This is a genomic window from Streptomyces griseochromogenes, assembly GCF_001542625.1.
Taxonomy (GTDB): Bacteria; Actinomycetota; Actinomycetes; order Streptomycetales; family Streptomycetaceae; genus Streptomyces; species Streptomyces griseochromogenes.
In genome coordinates this window covers 8353080-8370537 of record NZ_CP016279.1, presented here as the reverse complement: position 1 = coordinate 8370537, position 17458 = coordinate 8353080, and the positions used below count along the sequence as shown (strand labels likewise).

General features: G+C 71.8%; 17 protein-coding genes. 10 read left to right on the top strand and 7 right to left on the bottom strand.

Annotation, left to right across the window (positions count from 1 at the left end):
• Positions 1-212 precede the first annotated feature (212 nt).
• On the bottom strand, positions 213-1022 hold the full coding sequence (locus tag AVL59_RS36285) for an NAD-dependent epimerase/dehydratase family protein (protein ID WP_067313178.1): 810 nt from the start codon (positions 1020-1022) through the stop codon (positions 213-215).
• A gap of 223 nt (positions 1023-1245) precedes the next feature.
• Here AVL59_RS36285 and AVL59_RS36280 point away from each other — a divergent pair, with 223 nt between their 5' ends.
• Both AVL59_RS36280 and AVL59_RS36275 read left to right on the top strand, forming a co-directional pair.
• Positions 1246-2184 (top strand): 5-dehydro-4-deoxyglucarate dehydratase, encoded by a 939-nt coding sequence (locus AVL59_RS36280; protein ID WP_067313176.1) that lies wholly within the window; start codon positions 1246-1248, stop codon positions 2182-2184.
• Complete coding sequence (locus AVL59_RS36275) at positions 2181-3431, top strand: hypothetical protein (RefSeq protein WP_237281772.1); 1251 nt, start codon at positions 2181-2183, stop codon at positions 3429-3431. Before AVL59_RS36280 ends, AVL59_RS36275 begins: the two co-directional genes overlap by 4 nt.
• Here AVL59_RS36275 and AVL59_RS36270 read toward each other — a convergent pair.
• Complete coding sequence (locus AVL59_RS36270; RefSeq protein ID WP_067313174.1) at positions 3428-4636, bottom strand: MFS transporter; 1209 nt, start codon at positions 4634-4636, stop codon at positions 3428-3430. The two genes, AVL59_RS36275 and AVL59_RS36270, sit on opposite strands and share 4 nt — an antisense overlap.
• A gap of 143 nt (positions 4637-4779) precedes the next feature.
• Between AVL59_RS36270 and AVL59_RS36265 the strand changes: the two genes are divergently transcribed.
• The 7 genes from AVL59_RS36265 to AVL59_RS36235 all read left to right on the top strand — a co-directional run bounded on the left by AVL59_RS36265 (position 4780) and on the right by AVL59_RS36235 (position 11117).
• Positions 4780-5241 (top strand): DUF6010 family protein, encoded by a 462-nt coding sequence (locus AVL59_RS36265; RefSeq protein ID WP_208870500.1) that lies wholly within the window; start codon positions 4780-4782, stop codon positions 5239-5241.
• Positions 5238-5828, top strand: a complete 591-nt coding sequence (locus AVL59_RS36260; protein WP_067318150.1) for a TIGR03086 family metal-binding protein — start codon at positions 5238-5240, stop codon at positions 5826-5828. The genes AVL59_RS36265 and AVL59_RS36260 overlap by 4 nt, the downstream gene beginning before the upstream one ends.
• Before the next feature lie 52 nt (positions 5829-5880).
• Complete coding sequence (locus AVL59_RS36255) at positions 5881-6642, top strand: MBL fold metallo-hydrolase (RefSeq protein ID WP_067313172.1); 762 nt, start codon at positions 5881-5883, stop codon at positions 6640-6642.
• A gap of 129 nt (positions 6643-6771) precedes the next feature.
• Positions 6772-7428: a GntR family transcriptional regulator gene (locus tag AVL59_RS36250; RefSeq protein ID WP_067313170.1), complete on the top strand. Its 657-nt coding sequence runs from the start codon at positions 6772-6774 to the stop codon at positions 7426-7428.
• On the top strand, positions 7425-8336 hold the full coding sequence (locus AVL59_RS36245) for a dihydrodipicolinate synthase family protein (protein ID WP_067313168.1): 912 nt from the start codon (positions 7425-7427) through the stop codon (positions 8334-8336). Before AVL59_RS36250 ends, AVL59_RS36245 begins: the two co-directional genes overlap by 4 nt.
• Positions 8324-10054, top strand: coding sequence for an L-arabinonate dehydratase (araD, locus tag AVL59_RS36240; RefSeq protein ID WP_067313166.1), 1731 nt, complete (start codon positions 8324-8326; stop codon positions 10052-10054). The genes AVL59_RS36245 and araD overlap by 13 nt, the downstream gene beginning before the upstream one ends.
• A gap of 265 nt (positions 10055-10319) precedes the next feature.
• Positions 10320-11117, top strand: a complete 798-nt coding sequence (locus tag AVL59_RS36235; protein ID WP_067313165.1) for an HAD family acid phosphatase — start codon at positions 10320-10322, stop codon at positions 11115-11117.
• Positions 11118-11120: 3 nt separating this feature from the next.
• On the opposite strand, the gene AVL59_RS51835 is transcribed toward AVL59_RS36235, so the two are convergent.
• Positions 11121-11279, bottom strand: coding sequence for a glycoside hydrolase family 43 protein (locus tag AVL59_RS51835; RefSeq protein WP_162494767.1), 159 nt, complete (start codon positions 11277-11279; stop codon positions 11121-11123).
• 155 nt (positions 11280-11434) lie between these two features.
• Here AVL59_RS51835 and AVL59_RS36230 point away from each other — a divergent pair, with 155 nt between their 5' ends.
• Positions 11435-12886 (top strand): NCS2 family permease, encoded by a 1452-nt coding sequence (locus AVL59_RS36230; protein WP_067313163.1) that lies wholly within the window; start codon positions 11435-11437, stop codon positions 12884-12886.
• A gap of 94 nt (positions 12887-12980) precedes the next feature.
• On the opposite strand, the gene AVL59_RS36225 is transcribed toward AVL59_RS36230, so the two are convergent.
• Genes AVL59_RS36225 through AVL59_RS36210 form a run of 4 tightly spaced genes read right to left on the bottom strand, consistent with a single transcriptional unit; the run spans position 12981 to position 17401 of the window.
• Entirely contained in the window at positions 12981-14435 is a 1455-nt protein-coding gene (locus AVL59_RS36225; RefSeq protein ID WP_067313161.1) for a peptidoglycan D,D-transpeptidase FtsI family protein, read from the bottom strand.
• A gap of 55 nt (positions 14436-14490) precedes the next feature.
• Positions 14491-15150 (bottom strand): response regulator transcription factor, encoded by a 660-nt coding sequence (locus AVL59_RS36220; RefSeq protein ID WP_067318148.1) that lies wholly within the window; start codon positions 15148-15150, stop codon positions 14491-14493.
• Between the two features lie 59 nt (positions 15151-15209).
• The gene (locus AVL59_RS36215) at positions 15210-16454 is read right to left on the bottom strand and encodes a sensor histidine kinase (RefSeq protein WP_067313159.1); all 1245 of its coding nucleotides are present in this window, start codon (positions 16452-16454) and stop codon (positions 15210-15212) included.
• Positions 16451-17401 (bottom strand): hypothetical protein, encoded by a 951-nt coding sequence (locus AVL59_RS36210; RefSeq protein ID WP_067313158.1) that lies wholly within the window; start codon positions 17399-17401, stop codon positions 16451-16453. Before AVL59_RS36210 ends, AVL59_RS36215 begins: the two co-directional genes overlap by 4 nt.
• Positions 17402-17458 lie beyond the last annotated feature (57 nt).

Below are 17458 nucleotides of genomic sequence, written 5' to 3'. Positions count from 1 at the left end.
TCTACAGTGGGTGCGCGGCACTGACCAGGTCTGCTGGCCGCCCGATACTGCCCGTGTGCGCCCGTTTGCGAAGCGCCGTGCCCGCCTCGGACCTGCACGGCTCCGCGGCGAGGGGTGAGAGCGGGCGGCCCGGGTGCCCGAATGCGGCGGCGGGCGGGCCCGTTCGGTGCCCGCCCGCCCTCGTGAGCGATCGTTTTCCGCCTCGCCGGTGCTCAGTACGGCCAAATAGGGGGGTCGCTGACGAAGTGGCCGCCCAGGTGGCTGTGCGCCGGGTTGTCCGGGTCCAGCTCGCCCTGCTCGGCGATCAGCTTCTCTGCGTACGGCTCGGAGTCGTCCTGCGGCTCGTAGCCGAGCGCCCGCGCCGACGTGAGGTCCCACCACAGGCGGGTGTTGGCCGAGGAGCCGTAGACCACCGTGTGGCCGACCTCCTCGGCGGTCAGGGCCGCGTGGAAGAGCCGGGCGCCGTCGGCCGGGCTCATCCACACCGACAGCATGCGCACGCTGTTCGGCTCCGGGAAGCAGGAGCCGATGCGCACCGAGACGGTCTCCAGGCCGTGCTTGTCCCAGTAGAGCTGGGCCAGGTCCTCGCCGAAGGACTTCGACAGGCCGTAGAAGGTGTCCGGGCGGCGCGGGGTGTCGACGGGGATCGGCGGGTCGCCCTCGCGCGGGGCCGGGGTGAAGCCGACGGCGTGGTTGGAGGAGGCGAAGACGATCCGGGGCACGCCTTCGAGGCGCGCGGCCTCGTAGAGGTTGTAGGTGCCCTCGATGTTCGACCTCAGGATCTTCTCGAAGGGCGCTTCCAGGGAGATGCCCGCGAGATGGAGGACGGCGTCCACGCCTCGCACCGCCTCGCGCAGCGCCTCCTTGTCGGTGAGGTCCGCGGTGATGGCTCCGGGCGCGTCCTCGACGGGGCGCACGTCGAACAGGCGCAGCGTGTAGCCGTACTCCGGCAGCAGGGACCGCATCAGGGTGCCGAGCCCGCCGGCGGCGCCGGTGAGCAGAACGGTGCGGGGAGCGGGCATCCTCGATCTCCTTGACGAACGTCGGTCGCATGTGTGGACGCGATTCACATTCATGGACACGCTAGAGAGCGGTGACAGGCCCAGTCAAGTGTGCCGTGGAGTGGGGAAATCCGGTGCCGTGTAGCGGGTTTGCCCGCTTGACCCGCCCCGAGACGGGCCCGTAGCGTGAAGCCGTTCAGAAATATAGACGCCGATCAGAAACATGCACCGACAGGGAGCGCCCGTGACGCCAGCCCCTCTCGCCGCCCGGCTCCGCGACCCGAAGGGGCCGCTCTTCTTCCCCGTCACGGCCTACGGCCAGGGCGGCTCCCTCGACCTCGACGTCTACCGCACCCATGTGCGCAGGGGTGTCGCGGCCGGCGCCGCCGCCGTGTTCGCCTGCTGCGGCACCGGGGAGTTCCACGCGCTGCTGCCGGAGGAGTTCGAGGTCTGCGTCCGGGCGGCCGTCGAGGCGGCCGGGGGACGTGTCCCGGTGATCGCGGGCGTCGGCTACGGCACCGCGCTCGCCGTCCGCTACGCGCGGCTCGCCGAGGCCGCGGGCGCCGACGGGCTCCTCGCCATGCCGCCGTACCTCGTCCTCGCGGGCCAGGAGGGCCTGCTGCGGCACTACCGGGAGATCGCCGCCGCCACCGCCCTTCCGGTGATCGTCTACCAGCGCGACAACGCCGTCTTCACCCCGCGGACGGTGGCCGGGTTCGCCCGCACCGACGGCGTCATCGGCCTCAAGGACGGCCTCGGCGACCTGGACCTGATGCAGCGGATCGTCAGCACCGTGCGCACCGAGGTCCCCGGCGACTTCCTGTACTTCAACGGCCTGCCCACCGCCGAGCTGACCCAGCTCTCCTACCGCGCCCTCGGCGTCACCCTCTACTCCTCGGCCGTCTTCTGCTTCGCCCCCGAGATCGCCCTCGCCTTCCACCGGGCCCTTCGGGCCGGCGACCAGGACACCGTGCGCCGCCTCCTGGACGGCTTCTACCGCCCGTTCGCGGAACTGCGCGCCCAGGGCCGCGGCTACGCCGTCTCCCTCGTCAAGGCGGGCGTACGGCTGCGCGGCCTGGAGGTGGGCGAGGTCCGACCCCCGCTGCACGAGCCGGGCGAGGACCACGTCAAGCAGCTCGCCCAGCTGATCGAGCGGGGATACGCGCTGCTGGGGGAGGCGTGAAGGCGTCGGCGTTCGTCTACCCCTGGGACGTCAACGGTGACCCCGAGGCCCCCGCCCGGACCGCCGCACTCGGCGTACGGCAAGCGACCCTCGCGTCCGTCTACCACTCCACCCGCACCCTGACCCCCCGCCACCCCCGCCACCGCGTCGTCACCGCCGAGTACGCGGCCGCCCTCTATCCCCCCGGCGACCGCTGGGCGGGCCGCGGTCTGCGGCCCTACCCCGCCGGGCGCTGGGCCCCGGGTGATGCCTACGGCGAGGCGGCCGAGGCCCTCGCAGCGGCCGGACTGGAGGTGCACACCTGGGTCGTCCTCGCGCACAACTCCCGCCTGGGCGCCGAACATCCGGACACCTCGGTCGTCAACGCCTACGGCGACCGTTACCCGTGGGCGCCCTGCATCGCGCAGCCCGCCACGCGCGCGTACCTGGTCGACCTGGCCGCCGAGGCCGCCGTGCGCCCCGGCGCGCACGGCACCGAGCTGGAGTCCCTCGGCTGGTACGGCCTCCAGCATCTGCACGCGCACGACAAGACGTCCGGGGTCGGCCTCGGGGAGGCCGGGCAGTACCTGATGTCCCTGTGCTTCTGCCTTTCCTGCCGCACCGGCTACGGGGCACAGGGCCTGGACGCGGACGAGCTGGCGGCCGCCGTACGCACGGCACTGGAGCCGCTGTGGCGGGAGGCCGCGGACGACGGCGGCTGGCCGGCGGTCGAGAAGCTCCTCGGCGAGGACACGGCGGCCGCCACGCGCGCGTGGCGCGACACCACCGCCCGCACCCTCCAGGAGGAGGCCGTCACCGCCGTACGCACCGCCGCACCGGCCGGCTTCCGGATCCTGCTGCACGCCGATCCGGTCTCCTACCACTGCGGCGCCAACGCCGGCGTCGACCCCGCCCATATCCTCTCCGTCGCCGACGGCGTGGTGGTGCCGTGCACGGGCGGTACGTCCCTGCTGGCGCCCTTCGCCGAGCACGCGCGCGAACGGACGGTCCTGGCCGCCAACTTCACGGTGGTCTCGGGGATGGGCGGCAGCCCCGGCACGCTCGCGACGGACGCGGCACGCGCGCGTGCCGAGGGCGCGACGGAACTGCGGCTCTACCACGCCGGATTGGCGTCGGACGGGGACCTCGCGGCGGTACGCGTGGCGCTCGCCGCGGGCCAGGGGATGGTTTCCGGATCGCGTCGGCGGGAAGTGGGTTCCCTCCGCGAGCGAAGCCGAGCGCCGGGGGAGAGAGAAGACACCCCCTAGGCGAGCGCGGCGGCCGTAAGGAGCAGCCCCAGAGCGTACAGGGGCAGCAGCAGTCCGGGGCCGGCCAGTTCGACCAGACCGGCCCCGGCGGCCAGCCCGATCACGTTCGGCGTGAAGATCAGCGTGTTGGCGGTGGCCGTCGCCCGGCCCAGCAGCGGCCCCGGGGTCTCGCGCTGCACGGCGGTCAGCGCGGCGATCAGCACACAGGGCAGACCGAGGCCGCTCGCCGCACCCGCCAGCAGGGCCACCGGGGCCGACGGCACGGCGCGCGCGGCCACCCCCGCCGCCGTCAGCGCGATCCCCGCCGCCGCGAACCGGCGCGCGCCCAGCAGCCGCAGCGCAGGCCCGGAGACCAGCCCGACCGCCACCGAGCCCGCGCCCTGGACGGCGTACAGCACGCCCACGTAGGCGGGGGAGTGCCCGAGACGGTCCACCACGGCGTACAGCGTCGTACTGCTCAGCGAGGCGAGCAGCATCGTCGTACCGCCCGCCCGCACCAGCGGACGCAGCCCGGGGTGCCCCCACAGGTGACGGACGCCCTCCGCCGTCTCCCGCCACCAGCCGTCGCCGGAGCGCACCGGCCGCTCCTCGCGCACACGCAGCAGGGCGAACAGCCCGGCGGCGAGCACGAAGGTGACCGCGTCGAGACAGGCGACGGCCGGTCCGCCGTAGACCGCGTAGAGGCCCGCGCCGGTCAGCGGGGCGACGAGCTTCATGCCCTCCCTGACGGTCAGCTGCAGGCCGTTGAAGTCGCCCAGGAGGTCCGGGGAGACCACGGCGGTGACCAGCGCCGACGCGGCGGCATCGACGACGACGTCGGCGGCGCCGTACAGGAACAGCACGGCGAACAGCAGCCACAGGCCGCCGGGCGAGTCGACGGTGAAGAGGGTGAGGAGGAGGGCTGCCAGGCCCAGGTTCAGGGTGATGAGGAGGGACCCTGGGCGATGGGGGCACCGCCCGGTCGAGCGAAGCCGAGACCGGTGGAGGTCGGCGAGGGTGCCGAGCGCGGGGCCCGCCAGGGTGGGTGCCCACAGGGCGAGCATGCACAGGGCGGCCAGGCCGTCGGAACCGGTGAGGTCCTTGACCCACACACCCGACGCCAGCCACAGCGAGGAGCTGCCGAAGGCGGACACCAGCAAACCCGTGAGATACAGCCGGCCGTTGCGGTCGCGCAGCACGCGGACCACGGTCCAAGAAGTCGTCATGCCTGGTCATCGTGGGTCTAAGGGGGGTGTGCGCGGATCGGTCACCTGCCTGGTCCGCGTACCGCGCGCGGCGGCGACAATCCGTCGGAACCCGTCAGTAATGCCCCTGGGACACCCATGGCCCCGTCCCTACCGTCGACCCCATGCGCTACATCGCCCCGATCCTCGTCGGCCTCCTCTGCATCCTGCTCATGTCACTCCTCCCGGAACGCCACCGGCGCCGGTTCAACGCGGTCATGGTGGCCGGCGCCGGTGCCGCCTACCTCAGCGGCGGAGGTCTCGGCGGCTGGGAGTTCGCGTTCACCGCGGTGGCCACCTACGTCGCCTACCGGGGGCTGGACTCCTGGACGTTCATCGGCGTCGGCTGGCTGCTGCACACCGCGTGGGACGTGGTCCACCACCTCAAGGGCCACCCGATCATCCCGTTCGCCCACGACTCGTCCTTCGGCTGCGCGCTGTGCGATCCGGTGATCGCGGTGTGGTGCTTCGGGGGCGGCCGGTCACCGTGGGAACGGCTGCGCGGCCGCAGGGCACCGATGAGTTCCGGCGAACCGACCGGTCTGCCCTCCGTACAGTCACCGCTACCTCCCAGGAGCAAGGCATGACCACCGACACCCTTCTCGACCTAGGCCCTCAGACCCGGATCGTGGCGCGGCTCGCCGAGGCGGTGACCGACGACCAGCTGTCGGCCCTCACACCGTGCCCCGGCCTGGCGGTACGCAATCTGCTGGGCCACCTGCTGGGACTGTCCGTCGCCTTCCGGGACGCGGCCCGCAAGGACCTGGGCACGACCACCGACACCAGCCCGGACGTGGCCGGGTCGGACATCGGGCCCGGCTGGCGCGAGGAGCTGGCCAAGGCGCTGGACGACCTCGCCGACGCCTGGCGCGACCCGGCCGCCTGGACCGGCATGACCCGCGCGGGCGGGGTGGACCTGCCGGGCGCGATCGCGGGCGCGATCGTCGCCGACGAGCTGGTGATCCACGGCTGGGACCTGGCCCGCGCGACCGGCCGGTCCTACGCCCCCGATCCCGCCGCCCTGGACTCCGCCCTCGTCTTCCTGTTCGCCGCGGCCGACGACCCGGACCGCGGCGACAGCCCCTTCGGCCCGGTCGTCCCGGTTCCGGGCGAGGCGCCCCCGCTGGACCGGGCGGTGGGGCTGAGCGGGCGGGATCCGCAGTGGCGTCCGTGACACCGGGCCCTGCGGGACACCGCGGCCCTCAGGGCGTCGTACTCTCCCTCCCATGCCCCTCACGCTCACCGTCCTCGGCACCGCCTCCCCGCACCCGGGTCCGGACCGGCCCTGCTCCGGCTACCTGGTGTCCGGCGGCGGCGCCGAGGTGTGGGTGGACGCGGGGCCAGGTACGTTCGCCGCGTTGCAGCGGCACACGGATCCCGCCCGGCTCACCGCGATCTGGATCTCGCATCTGCACGCCGACCACAGTGCCGACCTGCTCGCCGCCGCCTACGCCTTCGCCTTCGGCGGGATGACCCCGCACGCGCCGATCCCCGTGTACGCGCCCCAGGACTGCGCGCGGCGGCTGGCCGGCTTCTTCGGCCGTGCGGACGTCGAGTTCCTGAAGGGTGTCTTCGACTTCCGGGACCTGCACGACGGCCACGACGTGCGGCACTGGAACCTCCGTCTGACCGCCCGCGCCGTCGCCCACGACACCGAGGCGTACGGGCTGCGCGCGGAGAGCCAGGGCAGCGTGCTGGCGTACTCGGGGGACAGCGGGCCCTGCCCCGCGCTCACCGAACTCGCCACCCGTGCCGACCTGTTCCTGTGCGAGGCGGACCTGGACGCACATCGCGACGGCGAACACGTCCAACAGGTCCATCTGACGCCGGAGGACGCCGGTCGCGCTGCCCGGGACGCGCACGTGCGCGAACTCCTCGTCACCCACGTCGGCCCCACGCTCACCCGCGAGGCGGCCACCGCCCGCGCGGCCGGGGTCGCCGGCCGGCCGACATACCCGGCCGTCGAGGGCGACATCCGCACCGTCTGAACCGCCGCCCGGCATCCCCGACTTCCTTTGTCACAGGCATTGACGCAGCACGCGCCCCCTCCTACCTTCAACGCGTCGTCCTTCGTACGTCATATATGAGACGCGATATGTGAGATCCGAGAGGGCCGCATGACCTCTGTGCCCACCCCGATCCCCTCCCGCACGCAATATGTGCTGGACGCGATCAGACACCGCATCCTCACCGGACGGTTGACGCCAGGTCAGGCCCTGGTCGAGACGGAGCTCGCCGCGCAGTTCGGGGTGTCCAAGACCCCGGTCCGGGAGGCGCTGAAGACCCTCGCCGGGACCGGTCTCGTCGTGATGAGCCAGTACAAGGGCGTCACGGTGCGCATGGTGGACGCGGACATGGCACGCGAGGTCTACGACGTGCGGCTGTTGCTGGAGCCCGAGGCGCTGCGGCGGGCCGTGCGGCGCGGTGCCCCCCTCGACGCCGCCCGTGACGCGCTCACCCGGGCCGACGCCGCCGCCGACACCGCCGAACGCTCCCTGGCCAACCGGGAGTTCCACCGCGCCCTCTACCTGGCCTGCGGCAACCCGCTGCTCGGCCGGATGCTGGACGAGGTCCGCGACCAGGCCGCCCTCGTCTCGGCCGTGGCCTGGGCGGCCGAACCCTCCTGGGACCGGGAGGCCGCCGAGCACCGGGAGATCCTGCGGCTCGCCCTGGACCGCGACGCGGACGGCGCCGCGAGCGCCCTGCACGCCCACATCGAGTCGTTCGTCCAGCGGGCTTTTCCCGAGCCCCGGCCGGAGGAAGGCCAGGAATGAGCGGCGTGACGTTCGAGACCCAACGGGCGGCCCTGGCCGACGTGGTGGCCATCCCGGTGACCCCCTTCGCCGAGGACGGCTCCGTCGCGCGGGACACCCACCGGGCCCTGCTGCGCCGCCTGCTCGACGCCGGGATCACCACCCTCACCCCGAACGGCAACACCGGTGAGTTCTACGCCCTCACCCCCGAAGAGCGCCGCCTGGTCGCCGAGTTGACCGTGGCGGAGGCCGGCGACCGCGCCGTGATCCTGGCCGGCGTCGGCCACGACCTGCCCACCGCGATCGCCTCCGCCCGCCATGCCCGCGACCTCGGCGCCCGGATGGTGATGGTCCACCAGCCGGTGCACCCGTATATCTCGGCCGCCGGCTGGGTCGACTACCACCGCGCCATCGCCGAGTCCGTGCCCGGCCTGGGCGTGGTCCCCTACATCCGCGACGACCGGCTGCCCGGCGCCCGCCTCGCCGAACTCGCCGACCACTGCCCGAACGTCGTCGGAGTGAAGTACGCCGTCCCGGACGCCGCACGGTTCGCGGCCTTCGCGCGGGACGCGGGCCTGGACCGCTTCGTATGGGTCGCGGGCCTCGCCGAACCCTACGCCCCCTCCTACTTCTCCGCGGGCGCCACCGGCTTCACCTCGGGACTCGTGAACGTCGCCCCGGCCGTTTCGCTGACCATGAGGGAAGCGCTTCGAACGGGCGACTATCCGGCCGCCATGAAGGTCTGGGAACAGATCCGCCGCTTCGAGGAACTGCGCGCCGCCCACGGCTCCGCCCACAACGTCACCGTCGTCAAGGAGGCCCTCGCCGCGCTCGGCCTGTGCCGCGGGGAGGTCCGTCCGCCGAGCGGACAGCTGCCCGAGGACGAGCGTGCCGAGGTCGCCGCCATCGTCGCCGGATGGTCCCTGTGAAGCGGCCGGAGGAACTCAGAAGTCATCGGTGGTACGGCACCGACGGGCTCCGCTCCTTCAGCCACCGCGCCCGCACCCGCCAGCTCGGCTACCTGCCCGAAGAACACCTCGGCAAGCCGGTCGTCGCGATCCTCAACACCTGGTCCGACATCAACCCCTGCCATGTGCATCTGCGGGAGCGGGCCCAGGCCGTCAAGCGCGGGGTGTGGCAGGCGGGCGGCTTCCCGCTGGAGTTCCCGGTCTCCACCCTCAGCGAGACCTTCCAGAAGCCGACCCCGATGCTCTACCGCAACCTGCTCGCGATGGAGACCGAGGAGCTGCTGCGGTCCTATCCCGTGGACGGCGCCGTCCTGATGGGCGGCTGCGACAAGTCCACCCCGGCGCTGCTGATGGGCGCGGCCTCCGTGGACCTGCCCACCGTCTTCGTACCGGCGGGGCCCATGCTCCCGGGGCACTGGCGGGGCGAGGTCCTCGGCTCCGGCACCGACATGTGGAAGTACTGGGACGACAAGCGGGCCGGCCTCGTCGGCGACTGCGAGATGGCCGAGCTGGAGAGCGGCCTCGCCCGCTCGCCCGGCCACTGCATGACCATGGGAACGGCATCCACGCTGACCGCGGCCGCCGAGGCGCTCGGCGTGACCGTGCCGGGCGCGTCCAGCATCCCGGCCGTCGACTCCGGGCACGACCGGATGGCGGCGAGGGCGGGCCTGACCGTCGTCGAACTGGTCCGCAAGGACCGCGGACTCTCCACGATCCTGACCCGTGAGGCCTTCGAGGACGCGGTCACCACCGTGCTCGGTCTCGGCGGCTCCACCAACGCCGTGATCCATCTGATCGCCATGGCGGGCCGGGCCGGGGTGAGGCTGACCCTGGACGACTTCGACCGCATCGCCCGCACGGTCCCGGTCCTCGCCGATGTCCGCCCCGGCGGACAGCGCCACCTCATGGAGGACTTCCACTTCGCGGGCGGCCTGCCCGGCTTCCTCTCCCGGATCCCGGACCTGCTCCACCTCGACCGGCCGACGGTGTCGTACGACACCCTGCGCGAGCAGCTGCGGGGCGCGCGGGTGCACGACGACGACGTCATCCGCCCCCGCGACAACCCGGTCGCGAGCGAGGGCGGGGTCGCCGTGCTGCGCGGCAACCTCTGCCCGGACGGCGCCGTCATCAAGCACATCGCCGCCGAGCCCCGTCTGCTCAGGCACACCGGACCCGCGGTCGTCTTCGACGACTACAGGACCATGCAGCGCACCATCGACGACCCGTCGCTCGGCATCACCGCGGACAGTGTGCTGGTGCTGCGGGGCGCCGGACCCAAGGGCGGTCCCGGCATGCCCGAGTACGGCATGCTCCCCCTGCCGGCCCATCTGCTGAAGCAGGGCGTACGGGACATGGTGCGGATCTCCGACGCCCGTATGAGCGGGACGAGTTACGGCGCCTGTGTGCTGCACGTGGCACCGGAGTCGCACATCGGCGGACCGCTGGCGCTGGTGCGCGACGGAGACCTCATCACCCTGGACGTCGACGCCCGCACCCTCCGGCTCCATGTGGACGACGCGGAGCTGGAGCGCAGGCGGACGCGGTGGACACCACCGCCCGTCCGTCACGAGCGCGGCTACGGCCTGCTCTACAACGCGCAGATCACCCAGGCCGACACCGGCTGCGACTTCGAGTTCCTGGCCCGCCCCGGCACGGTGCCGGACCCGTACGCGGGCTGAGCCACCCTCGACCGCGGCTCCGACGATCGGATGGTGATGACCGAGAACGGAGAACAGTCATCGCCCAAGCCGTAGCCGTGGCGGAGGACGGGGCGTACAAGCCGGCACGGCCGGGATCGCTCGACTGCCTTGAGAGCGGGGGGACTTCCGTCGAAACCGCCGAATCCGATATCGATCGGGTAACGAGGCTCGCGGAGCGGTGCGTGATGCGCGTAGACAGTGCGTGACCTGGTGCAACACTCACCAAACACATTCCGGAGAATCCATGCGGAAGTCCCTCAGAGCGGGCGCGATCGCTGCTGCCTGTGCTCTCGCCGGCGGTGCGCTGTACGGTGCCGGCGCGGCCACGGCCGGTCAGTCGACGGCGAACTCGACCCACGAGCCCTACAACATCGGGCTCCTGGCGAAGGACATCGACACGTACTACGGCACCACCGCCGACAGCAACGGCGTCTACCAGGCGTCCCCGGACAGCCCGTACGCCAAGGACCTGGCGCGCATGGACCGCGACGCCAAGCGCTACATAGACAGGGCGGCCCGCAAGGCGGTCCGTCACGGGGAGAAGCCGGCCGTCGTCTTCGACATCGACGACACGCTGCTGCTCAGCCTCGACTACGAGAAGCGCTACAACTACACGTTCAACCCCACCACGTGGAACGACTACGTGAACAAGGCCGACCGGCCGGCGGTGTTCGGCAGCCCCGAGCTGGTGCGGTACGCCGAGTCCCAGGGCGTCGAGGTCTTCTACAACTCCGGTCTCAGCGAGGCGCAGCGCACCGCCGCCGTCGCGAACCTGAAGAAGATCGGCGCCGATGTGAACCTCGACGCCGACCACATGTTCCTCAAGGACAAGGCCAACCCGCCGGCCTACCTGGGCGACTGCGCCACCCCGGGCGCCTGGAACTGCACGACGGTGCAGTACAAGTCCGGCACCCGCAAGCACATCGAGGACGACCTCGGGTACGAGGTCATCGCCAACTTCGGCGACCAGTACTCGGACCTGGACGGCGGCTACGCCGACCGCACCTACAAGCTGCCCAACCCGACGTACTTCGTCTCCTGACGCTCAGCCGTACGTCCTGAGCAGCCGCTCGTACCCGGCCCCCGTCACCGGCAGCACCGTGCCGTGGCGGGGGTTCACGGTGAGGGACGTGAGTTGCCTGCGCAGCGCCTCCTGGACGTCGACCGCGCCCGCGATGTCGGGATTCTCGGTCTTCTCCCGCATTGCGTGATCAACCGCTTGGTTTGTACAGGGTCTCGAACATGGTCTGGCGGGCCGACTCTGATTCCGTAACACGGTGAAAACCTGAAACGCGTTCAACGCGGGAACAATCCAGCCAGGTTCCGCGCACGATCGGCCAGGCAACAAGGAGCGCCCGCATGTCCGACACCAAGAAGGCGGCCGACCGGCCAAGGGCCGCGTTCCCCGCGGCGAACAGCCTCGACCGGTTCTTCGAGATCTCCGCACGGGGATCCACCTTCGGCCGGGAGATACGCGGCGGCTTCGCCACGTTCTTCACCATGGCCTACATCCTTGTCCTGAATCCGATCATCCTCGGCAGCGCCGAGGACAAGTTCCACCACCACCTCGACACCGGCCAACTCGTCACCGCCACCGCTCTGGTGGCCTGTGTGATGACGATCGTGATGGGCGTCGGCGGCAACCTGCCCCTCGCGATCGCCGCAGGCCTCGGCCTCAACGCCGTCGTCGCCTTCCAGCTGGCCCCGCTGATGAGCTGGCCCGACGCGATGGGGCTGGTCGTCCTCGAAGGCCTGCTCATCTGCCTCCTGGTCCTCACCGGACTCCGGGAAGCGATCATGAACGCGATCCCGCAGCAGCTGAAGCAGGCCATCGGCGTCGGCATCGGACTGTTCATCGCCTTCATCGGCTTCGTCGACGCCGGGTTCGTCAGCCGCGTCCCGGACGCCGCGAACACCACGGTGCCCGTGCAGCTCGGCGCCGTCGGCCGCCTCACCGGCTGGCCCGTGCTGGTGTTCTGTCTCGGTGTCCTGCTGACCATCGCTCTGCTGGCCCGCAAGGTGAAGGGCGCGATCCTCATCAGCATCGTGACGATGACCGTCGTCGCGATCGTCATCGACGCCGTCGCCGGTATCAAGAGCTGGGGCCTGACCACCCCCAAGGTCCCGGACAGGATCGTCGACACCCCGGACTTCGGACTCGTGGGTCACTTCAGCCTGTTCGGCGGCTTCGCCAAGGCCGGTGTCCTCACCGCCGTCCTGCTGGTCTTCACCCTGATCCTGTCGGACTTCTTCGACGCCATGGGCACCATCGTCGGCATCAGCGCCGAGGCCGGACTGCTCGACGAGAAGGGGCAGGTGCCGGGGATCGGGCGCGTGCTGTTCATCGACGGCGCCGCGGCGGTCGCCGGCGGTGCCGGCTCCGCCTCCTCCAACACCGCCTACATCGAGTCCGCGGCCGGAGTCGGCGAGGGCGCCCGCACCGGCTTCGCCAACCTGATCACCGGCGGCCTCTTCGGACTGGCCCTCTTCCTCACCCCGCTGCTGACCATCGTCCCGCTCCAGGCGGCCGCGCCCGCGCTGATCGCGGTGGGCTTCCTGATGATGACCCATGTCAAGCACATCGACTGGGACACGCACGAGATCGCCATCCCGTCGTTCCTCACCATCGCCGCGATGCCGTTCACCTACTCGATAACCGATGGCATCGGCGCGGGCTTCGTGTCGTACGTCCTCATCAAGGCGGTGCTGGGCAAGGCGAAGGAGGTCAACTGGTTGCTGTGGGGGGTGTCGGCACTGTTCCTGGTGTACTTCGCGATCGATCCGGTGGAGCAGATTCTGGGGGTCAGGTAGGCGCCCCGGAGGGGCGCGGGGCTGTGTCGATATGCGGCTCCGCCGCGTGGGCGCGATCAGCCACAGTGGACCCGCGGCTGATCGCGCGGCCTCCTCACTTCAACGCCGCCTGCATCATCGCCTTCGCCACCGGCGCGGCCAGCCCGTTACCGCTGACCTCCGACCGCGCCGCATCCGACTGCTCCACCATCACCGCGACGGCGACCTCCTTGCCGCTGCCGTCCGACTTGCCGTACGAGGTGAACCAGGCGTACGGCGTCTTGCTGTTGTTCTCGCCGTGCTGGGCCGTACCGGTCTTGCCGCCGACGGTCGCCCCGTCGATCAGCGCGTTCGTACCGGTGCCGTCCTTCACCACCGTCTCCATCGCCGACCGCAACTGCTCGGCCGTGCCGGAGCTGACGATCTGCTTCGTGTCCGCGCTGTCGTCGTAGTCCTTCAGCACGTCGCCGTCGCTGTCGGTGATCTGCGAGACCATATGCGGCGAGACCAGCTTGCCGCCGTTGGCTATGGCGGCCGACACCATGGCCATCTGCAGCGGCGTCGCGGTGACGTCGAACTGGCCGATGCCGGAGAGCGCGGTCTGCGCCTTGTCCATGTCCGAGGGGTACACGCTGGCGTAGGCCCGCACGGGCACATCCCGCTCGTCGTCGTTGAAGCCGAACTTCTCGGCCATCGCCTTCACCTTGTCCTGGCCGAGGTCGACGGCCATCTTGCCGAAGACGTTGTTGCAGGAGTAGCGCAGGGCGACCCGGATCGAGGCGTTCTCGCACGGGGCCGACCTGTTCTCGTTCTCCAGCGGGCGCGTCGTGCCCGGCATGGTGTACGGGTCGGGGCTGCGGGTGGGGTCGTCCACCTTCTCGTACAGCCCGCTCTCCAGCGCGGCCGCCGCCACGACCAGCTTGAACGTCGAGCCCGGCGGCAGTGGCTGGCGCAGCGCCCGGTTGGTGAGCGGCTTGTCCTTGTCCGCGTTGAGCAGCTTCCAGGCCGACCCGGCCGTGTTCGCGTCGGTGAGCTGCGCGGGGTCGTAGGACGGGGTCGACGCCACCGCGAGGATCTTGCCGGTCTTCGGGTCGATCGCGACGGCCGCGCCCTTGTTGCCGCCGAGCGCATCGTACGCCGCCTTCTGCACCGCCGGGTCGATCGTCGTGAGCACGTTGCCCGGGTCGGCGCGCTTGCCGGTGACCGTGTCCAGCACGGTCTTCAGCCGGTTGTCCGTGCCGTTGAGCAGGTCCTTGTAGATGCCCTCCAGCTGTGTCGGGGCGTAGGCCTGCGAGGCGTAGCCCGTCACCGCCGCATACAGCTTGCCGTTCTTGTACGTGCGCTTGTAAGCGAGATCGCCCCCCTTGGTCCGTGCCGAGCCGGTGATCGAGTCGCCGGCCACGATGATGTTCCCGAGCGGGCGTGAGTACGTCCCGATCGCGTTCCGCCGGTTGTCGTTGTCTTCCGCGAGGGCCTTGCCGTCGTAGTACTGCACCCAGGTCGCCCTGACCAGCAGGGCGAGCACGAGCAGCAGCGCGAAGACGGACGCTCGCCTGATCGTCTTGTTCATCCCGCTCGACTAGACGATCGAGAAGGGGGCAATCGTTCCCCTGCGCCCGCTTTTCTCATCCCACGTTCAGGAAACCGGCCTCGTACGCGGCGATCACCGCCTGCGTCCGGTCCCGGGTGCCCGTCTTCGCCAGCACCGCCGCGACGTGCGACTTCACGGTGGCGGGGCCGACCTCCATGCGCCGGGCGATCTCCGCGTTGGTCAGCCCGCCCGCCATGTGCCGCAGCACCTCGCTCTCCCGCCCCGTGAGCCTGCTCACCCACGCCGGAGGCCGCGCCGCCCTGCGCGCGTGCTCGGCCGCGAGGGACCGTACGGCCGACGGGAACAGCAGGCTGTCGGTGCGCGCGACCAGCCGCACCGCCTGGACCAGCGCGTCGGCGTCCGCCCGCTTGAGCAGGAACCCGGCGGCCCCGGCGCGCAGCGCGTCGTACACGTACGAGTCGTTCTCGAAGGTGGTCACGACCACGACCCGGGGCGGCTCGTCGAGCGTGGCGAGGATCTGCTCGGTGGCCCGGATGCCGTCGATCTCGGGCATGCGGACGTCCATCAGGACGACGTCGGGGCGCAGCTCCCGTACGACGGACACGGCCTCGGCGCCGGTCGCCGCCTCGCCGACCACCTCCAGGCCGGGCTCGGCGGAGAGGATGGCGCGCAGGGCCGTACGGACCATGCGCTCGTCGTCTGCGAGGACGACCCGGATCGCGGGCCGGCTCATGCCGGTCCCTTCGTCGGTCACGTGGGTCCCTTCGTCGGTCACATGGGTTCCTTCCTCGGTCACGCGGCTCCCTTCAGCGGCAGCCGGACGTGCAGACGCCAGGCACCGTCGGACGCGCCCGCGTGCGAGGTACCGCCCAGCAACCGGACCCGGTCGGCGATGCCGCGCAGGCCGTGGCCGCCGCCGGGGCGCGGAGCGCGGCGGGCGCCGAGGGGGTTCTCGACGGTGATCTCCAGGTGGCCGTCGGAGGTGGAGATACGCAGGCCGACCGGTTCGTCCGCGTGCTTGAGGGCGTTGCTCAGGCCCTCCTGGACGATCCGGTACGCCTCCCGGGAGACCAGCGGGGGCAGGGCGGCGGGGTCGGCGTCGACGGTGGCCGTGACGCGCTGTCCGCCCGCCCTGGTCCGGCGCAGCAGCCCGGCCAGATCGGCCGCGAGGGTCGGCGCCGGCGCGGTGCCCGGGGCGTCGCCGTCCCGCAACACGCCGAGCACCGCGTCGAGTTCGCCGACCGTGCGCCGGGTGGTGTCCTCGATCGCGGCGAGCGCCTCGCGGACGAAGTCCGGATCGCTGTCCAGGACCCGGCGGGCGGCGCTCGCCTGGAGGGTGACGGCGCTCAGCGCGTGGCCCACGGAGTCGTGCAGCTCGCGGGCGAGCCGGTTGCGCACGGCGAGGTCGGCGGCGCGTGCCTCGGCCGCCGCGAGCCGGTCCTCGGGGGTCGGCCCCAGCAGGACGGGTGCCCAGCGGGCGAGCAGAGCCCCGCAGGCGGCGGCGCACGCGGCCAGGGCGACCAGCGTGGCCAGGCCCGCGACGGGGCAGAGCGCCAGGGCCCAGGGATGGTCGAGGGCGTCCGGCAGCCCGAGCGGGGAGTCGCGGAGCTGCGCGAACAGGGGCAGCACGATCAGCACCACCGCGAACGGCGGAACGGCCAGCGACATCCCCGCGATGATCCCGCCGAGCCCCAGATGCAGCGTGAACCAGGCGGCCGTACGGCCTCGTTCGGCCCGGGTGCGGGCCGGGCCGTGGGCGAGGGCGTCCGCGTCGACGCCGCACAGGGCGCGGGCGGCGCCGACCTCCAGCGGCCGGGTCAGCGGGAAGAACGAGGTGACGGTGGCGATCGGCAACCCGACGGCGAACGAGGCGAGTTGCAGGGGCAGCGAGCCGAAGACGTCGTTCACGCCGGTGAAGGGCCCCACGATCACCGAGCCGACGAGGACGTACGGCATGGCGAGCGCGCCGCCCAGGATCAGATGGATCCAGCGACGCCGCGCCCGCCCGCCGAACAGGAGCCTCAACGCCTCGGTCACTGTGGGGTCCTGGCGGACCGGTCCGCGAAGTAGTGCGCGGCGACGGTCGCCACGAGCAGGCCGACGATCATCTGGACAGCGTAGGTCAGGCTCGACGCCGGTGCCGGGCGGTCGGCGAGGTCGTGGGAGTTCACCAGGGAGGCGAGCACCATCCAGCCGCCCCAGCAGGCCACGGCCCCGGAGCCGGTCCAGGCCAGGGCGAGCGGCACGGCGACCGGGAGCCGGCGGCCGCGGCGGAAGGCGAGTTGGCAGGCGCCGGTGGCGGCGGCGGCCAGGAAGCCGACGTACATCAGCTCCAGGAGCCGGCCGTCGCTCATGCTCCGCCCGGCCGTCATCCCGCAGGCCCACAGCAGCCGGAGCGCGGCCGGGATCAGTGCGAGTACGGCCGCCGCCACCGCGGTCAGCCGCTGCGCGGCCGCCGTGCTCTGCGCGGGCAGTTCCCGCATCCGCCCCTGCCACAGGTACCCCCACCGCTCGCGGGCGTACCCGACGAACAGTGTGCCCAGGGCGAGCCCTTGGACGATGAATCCTCCGTACACGACCCCGAACACCCACCCGTCGAGGAACGGCCGGTCGTCACCGCTGCTCTGCGAACCCCCGTGGGTGATCAACTGCAGCGGGAACCCCACCATGATCGGCGCGAGCAGCCCGGTGGCGGCCCACATCGGCACCGCGAGCAGCCAGGCGGGCACCCGGCGTCCCCACGGCTGGGTCAGCAACAGCGCCAGCACGATGACGGCCGCGTCCATCAGCACGGTGAGCCCGTTGGCCAGGGCCATGGTCGCCCGGTTCTTCAGCAGCGGACTGCCGGCCGGGATGCCGAGATGACTTCCGGCGATCCAGGCGACCTTGAGGCAGAGATACGGCAGACAGGCGGCGATGGCGACGAGCCGCAGGACGGGGGCGCGCCGCGAGCCGATGACGGCGGTGACGGTGGAGGAAGTCATGCCTCAACGCTCCCGCGTCCCCATTCCGTCGCACTTCCTGCGCGACGATGATCCGGC

Bases quoted from the DNA above. Each gene is read 5' to 3' on its own strand.
- AVL59_RS36220 (WP_067318148.1), bottom strand. From the start codon at position 15,150: ATGAGCCGGCCCGCGATCCGGGTCGTCCTCGCAGACGACGAGCGCATG.
- AVL59_RS36230 (WP_067313163.1), top strand. From the start codon at position 11,435: ATGTCCGACACCAAGAAGGCGGCCGACCGGCCAAGGGCCGCGTTCCCC.
- AVL59_RS36250 (WP_067313170.1), top strand. From the start codon at position 6,772: ATGACCTCTGTGCCCACCCCGATCCCCTCCCGCACGCAATATGTGCTG.
- AVL59_RS36255 (WP_067313172.1), top strand. From the start codon at position 5,881: ATGCCCCTCACGCTCACCGTCCTCGGCACCGCCTCCCCGCACCCGGGT.
- AVL59_RS36210 (WP_067313158.1), bottom strand. From the start codon at position 17,401: ATGACTTCCTCCACCGTCACCGCCGTCATCGGCTCGCGGCGCGCCCCC.
- AVL59_RS36245 (WP_067313168.1), top strand. From the start codon at position 7,425: ATGAGCGGCGTGACGTTCGAGACCCAACGGGCGGCCCTGGCCGACGTG.
- AVL59_RS36260 (WP_067318150.1), top strand. From the start codon at position 5,238: ATGACCACCGACACCCTTCTCGACCTAGGCCCTCAGACCCGGATCGTG.
- araD (WP_067313166.1), top strand. From the start codon at position 8,324: ATGGTCCCTGTGAAGCGGCCGGAGGAACTCAGAAGTCATCGGTGGTAC.
- AVL59_RS36235 (WP_067313165.1), top strand. From the start codon at position 10,320: ATGCGGAAGTCCCTCAGAGCGGGCGCGATCGCTGCTGCCTGTGCTCTC.
- AVL59_RS36265 (WP_208870500.1), top strand. From the start codon at position 4,780: ATGCGCTACATCGCCCCGATCCTCGTCGGCCTCCTCTGCATCCTGCTC.
- AVL59_RS36225 (WP_067313161.1), bottom strand. From the start codon at position 14,435: ATGAACAAGACGATCAGGCGAGCGTCCGTCTTCGCGCTGCTGCTCGTG.
- AVL59_RS51835 (WP_162494767.1), bottom strand. From the start codon at position 11,279: ATGCGGGAGAAGACCGAGAATCCCGACATCGCGGGCGCGGTCGACGTC.
- AVL59_RS36285 (WP_067313178.1), bottom strand. From the start codon at position 1,022: ATGCCCGCTCCCCGCACCGTTCTGCTCACCGGCGCCGCCGGCGGGCTC.
- AVL59_RS36270 (WP_067313174.1), bottom strand. From the start codon at position 4,636: ATGACGACTTCTTGGACCGTGGTCCGCGTGCTGCGCGACCGCAACGGC.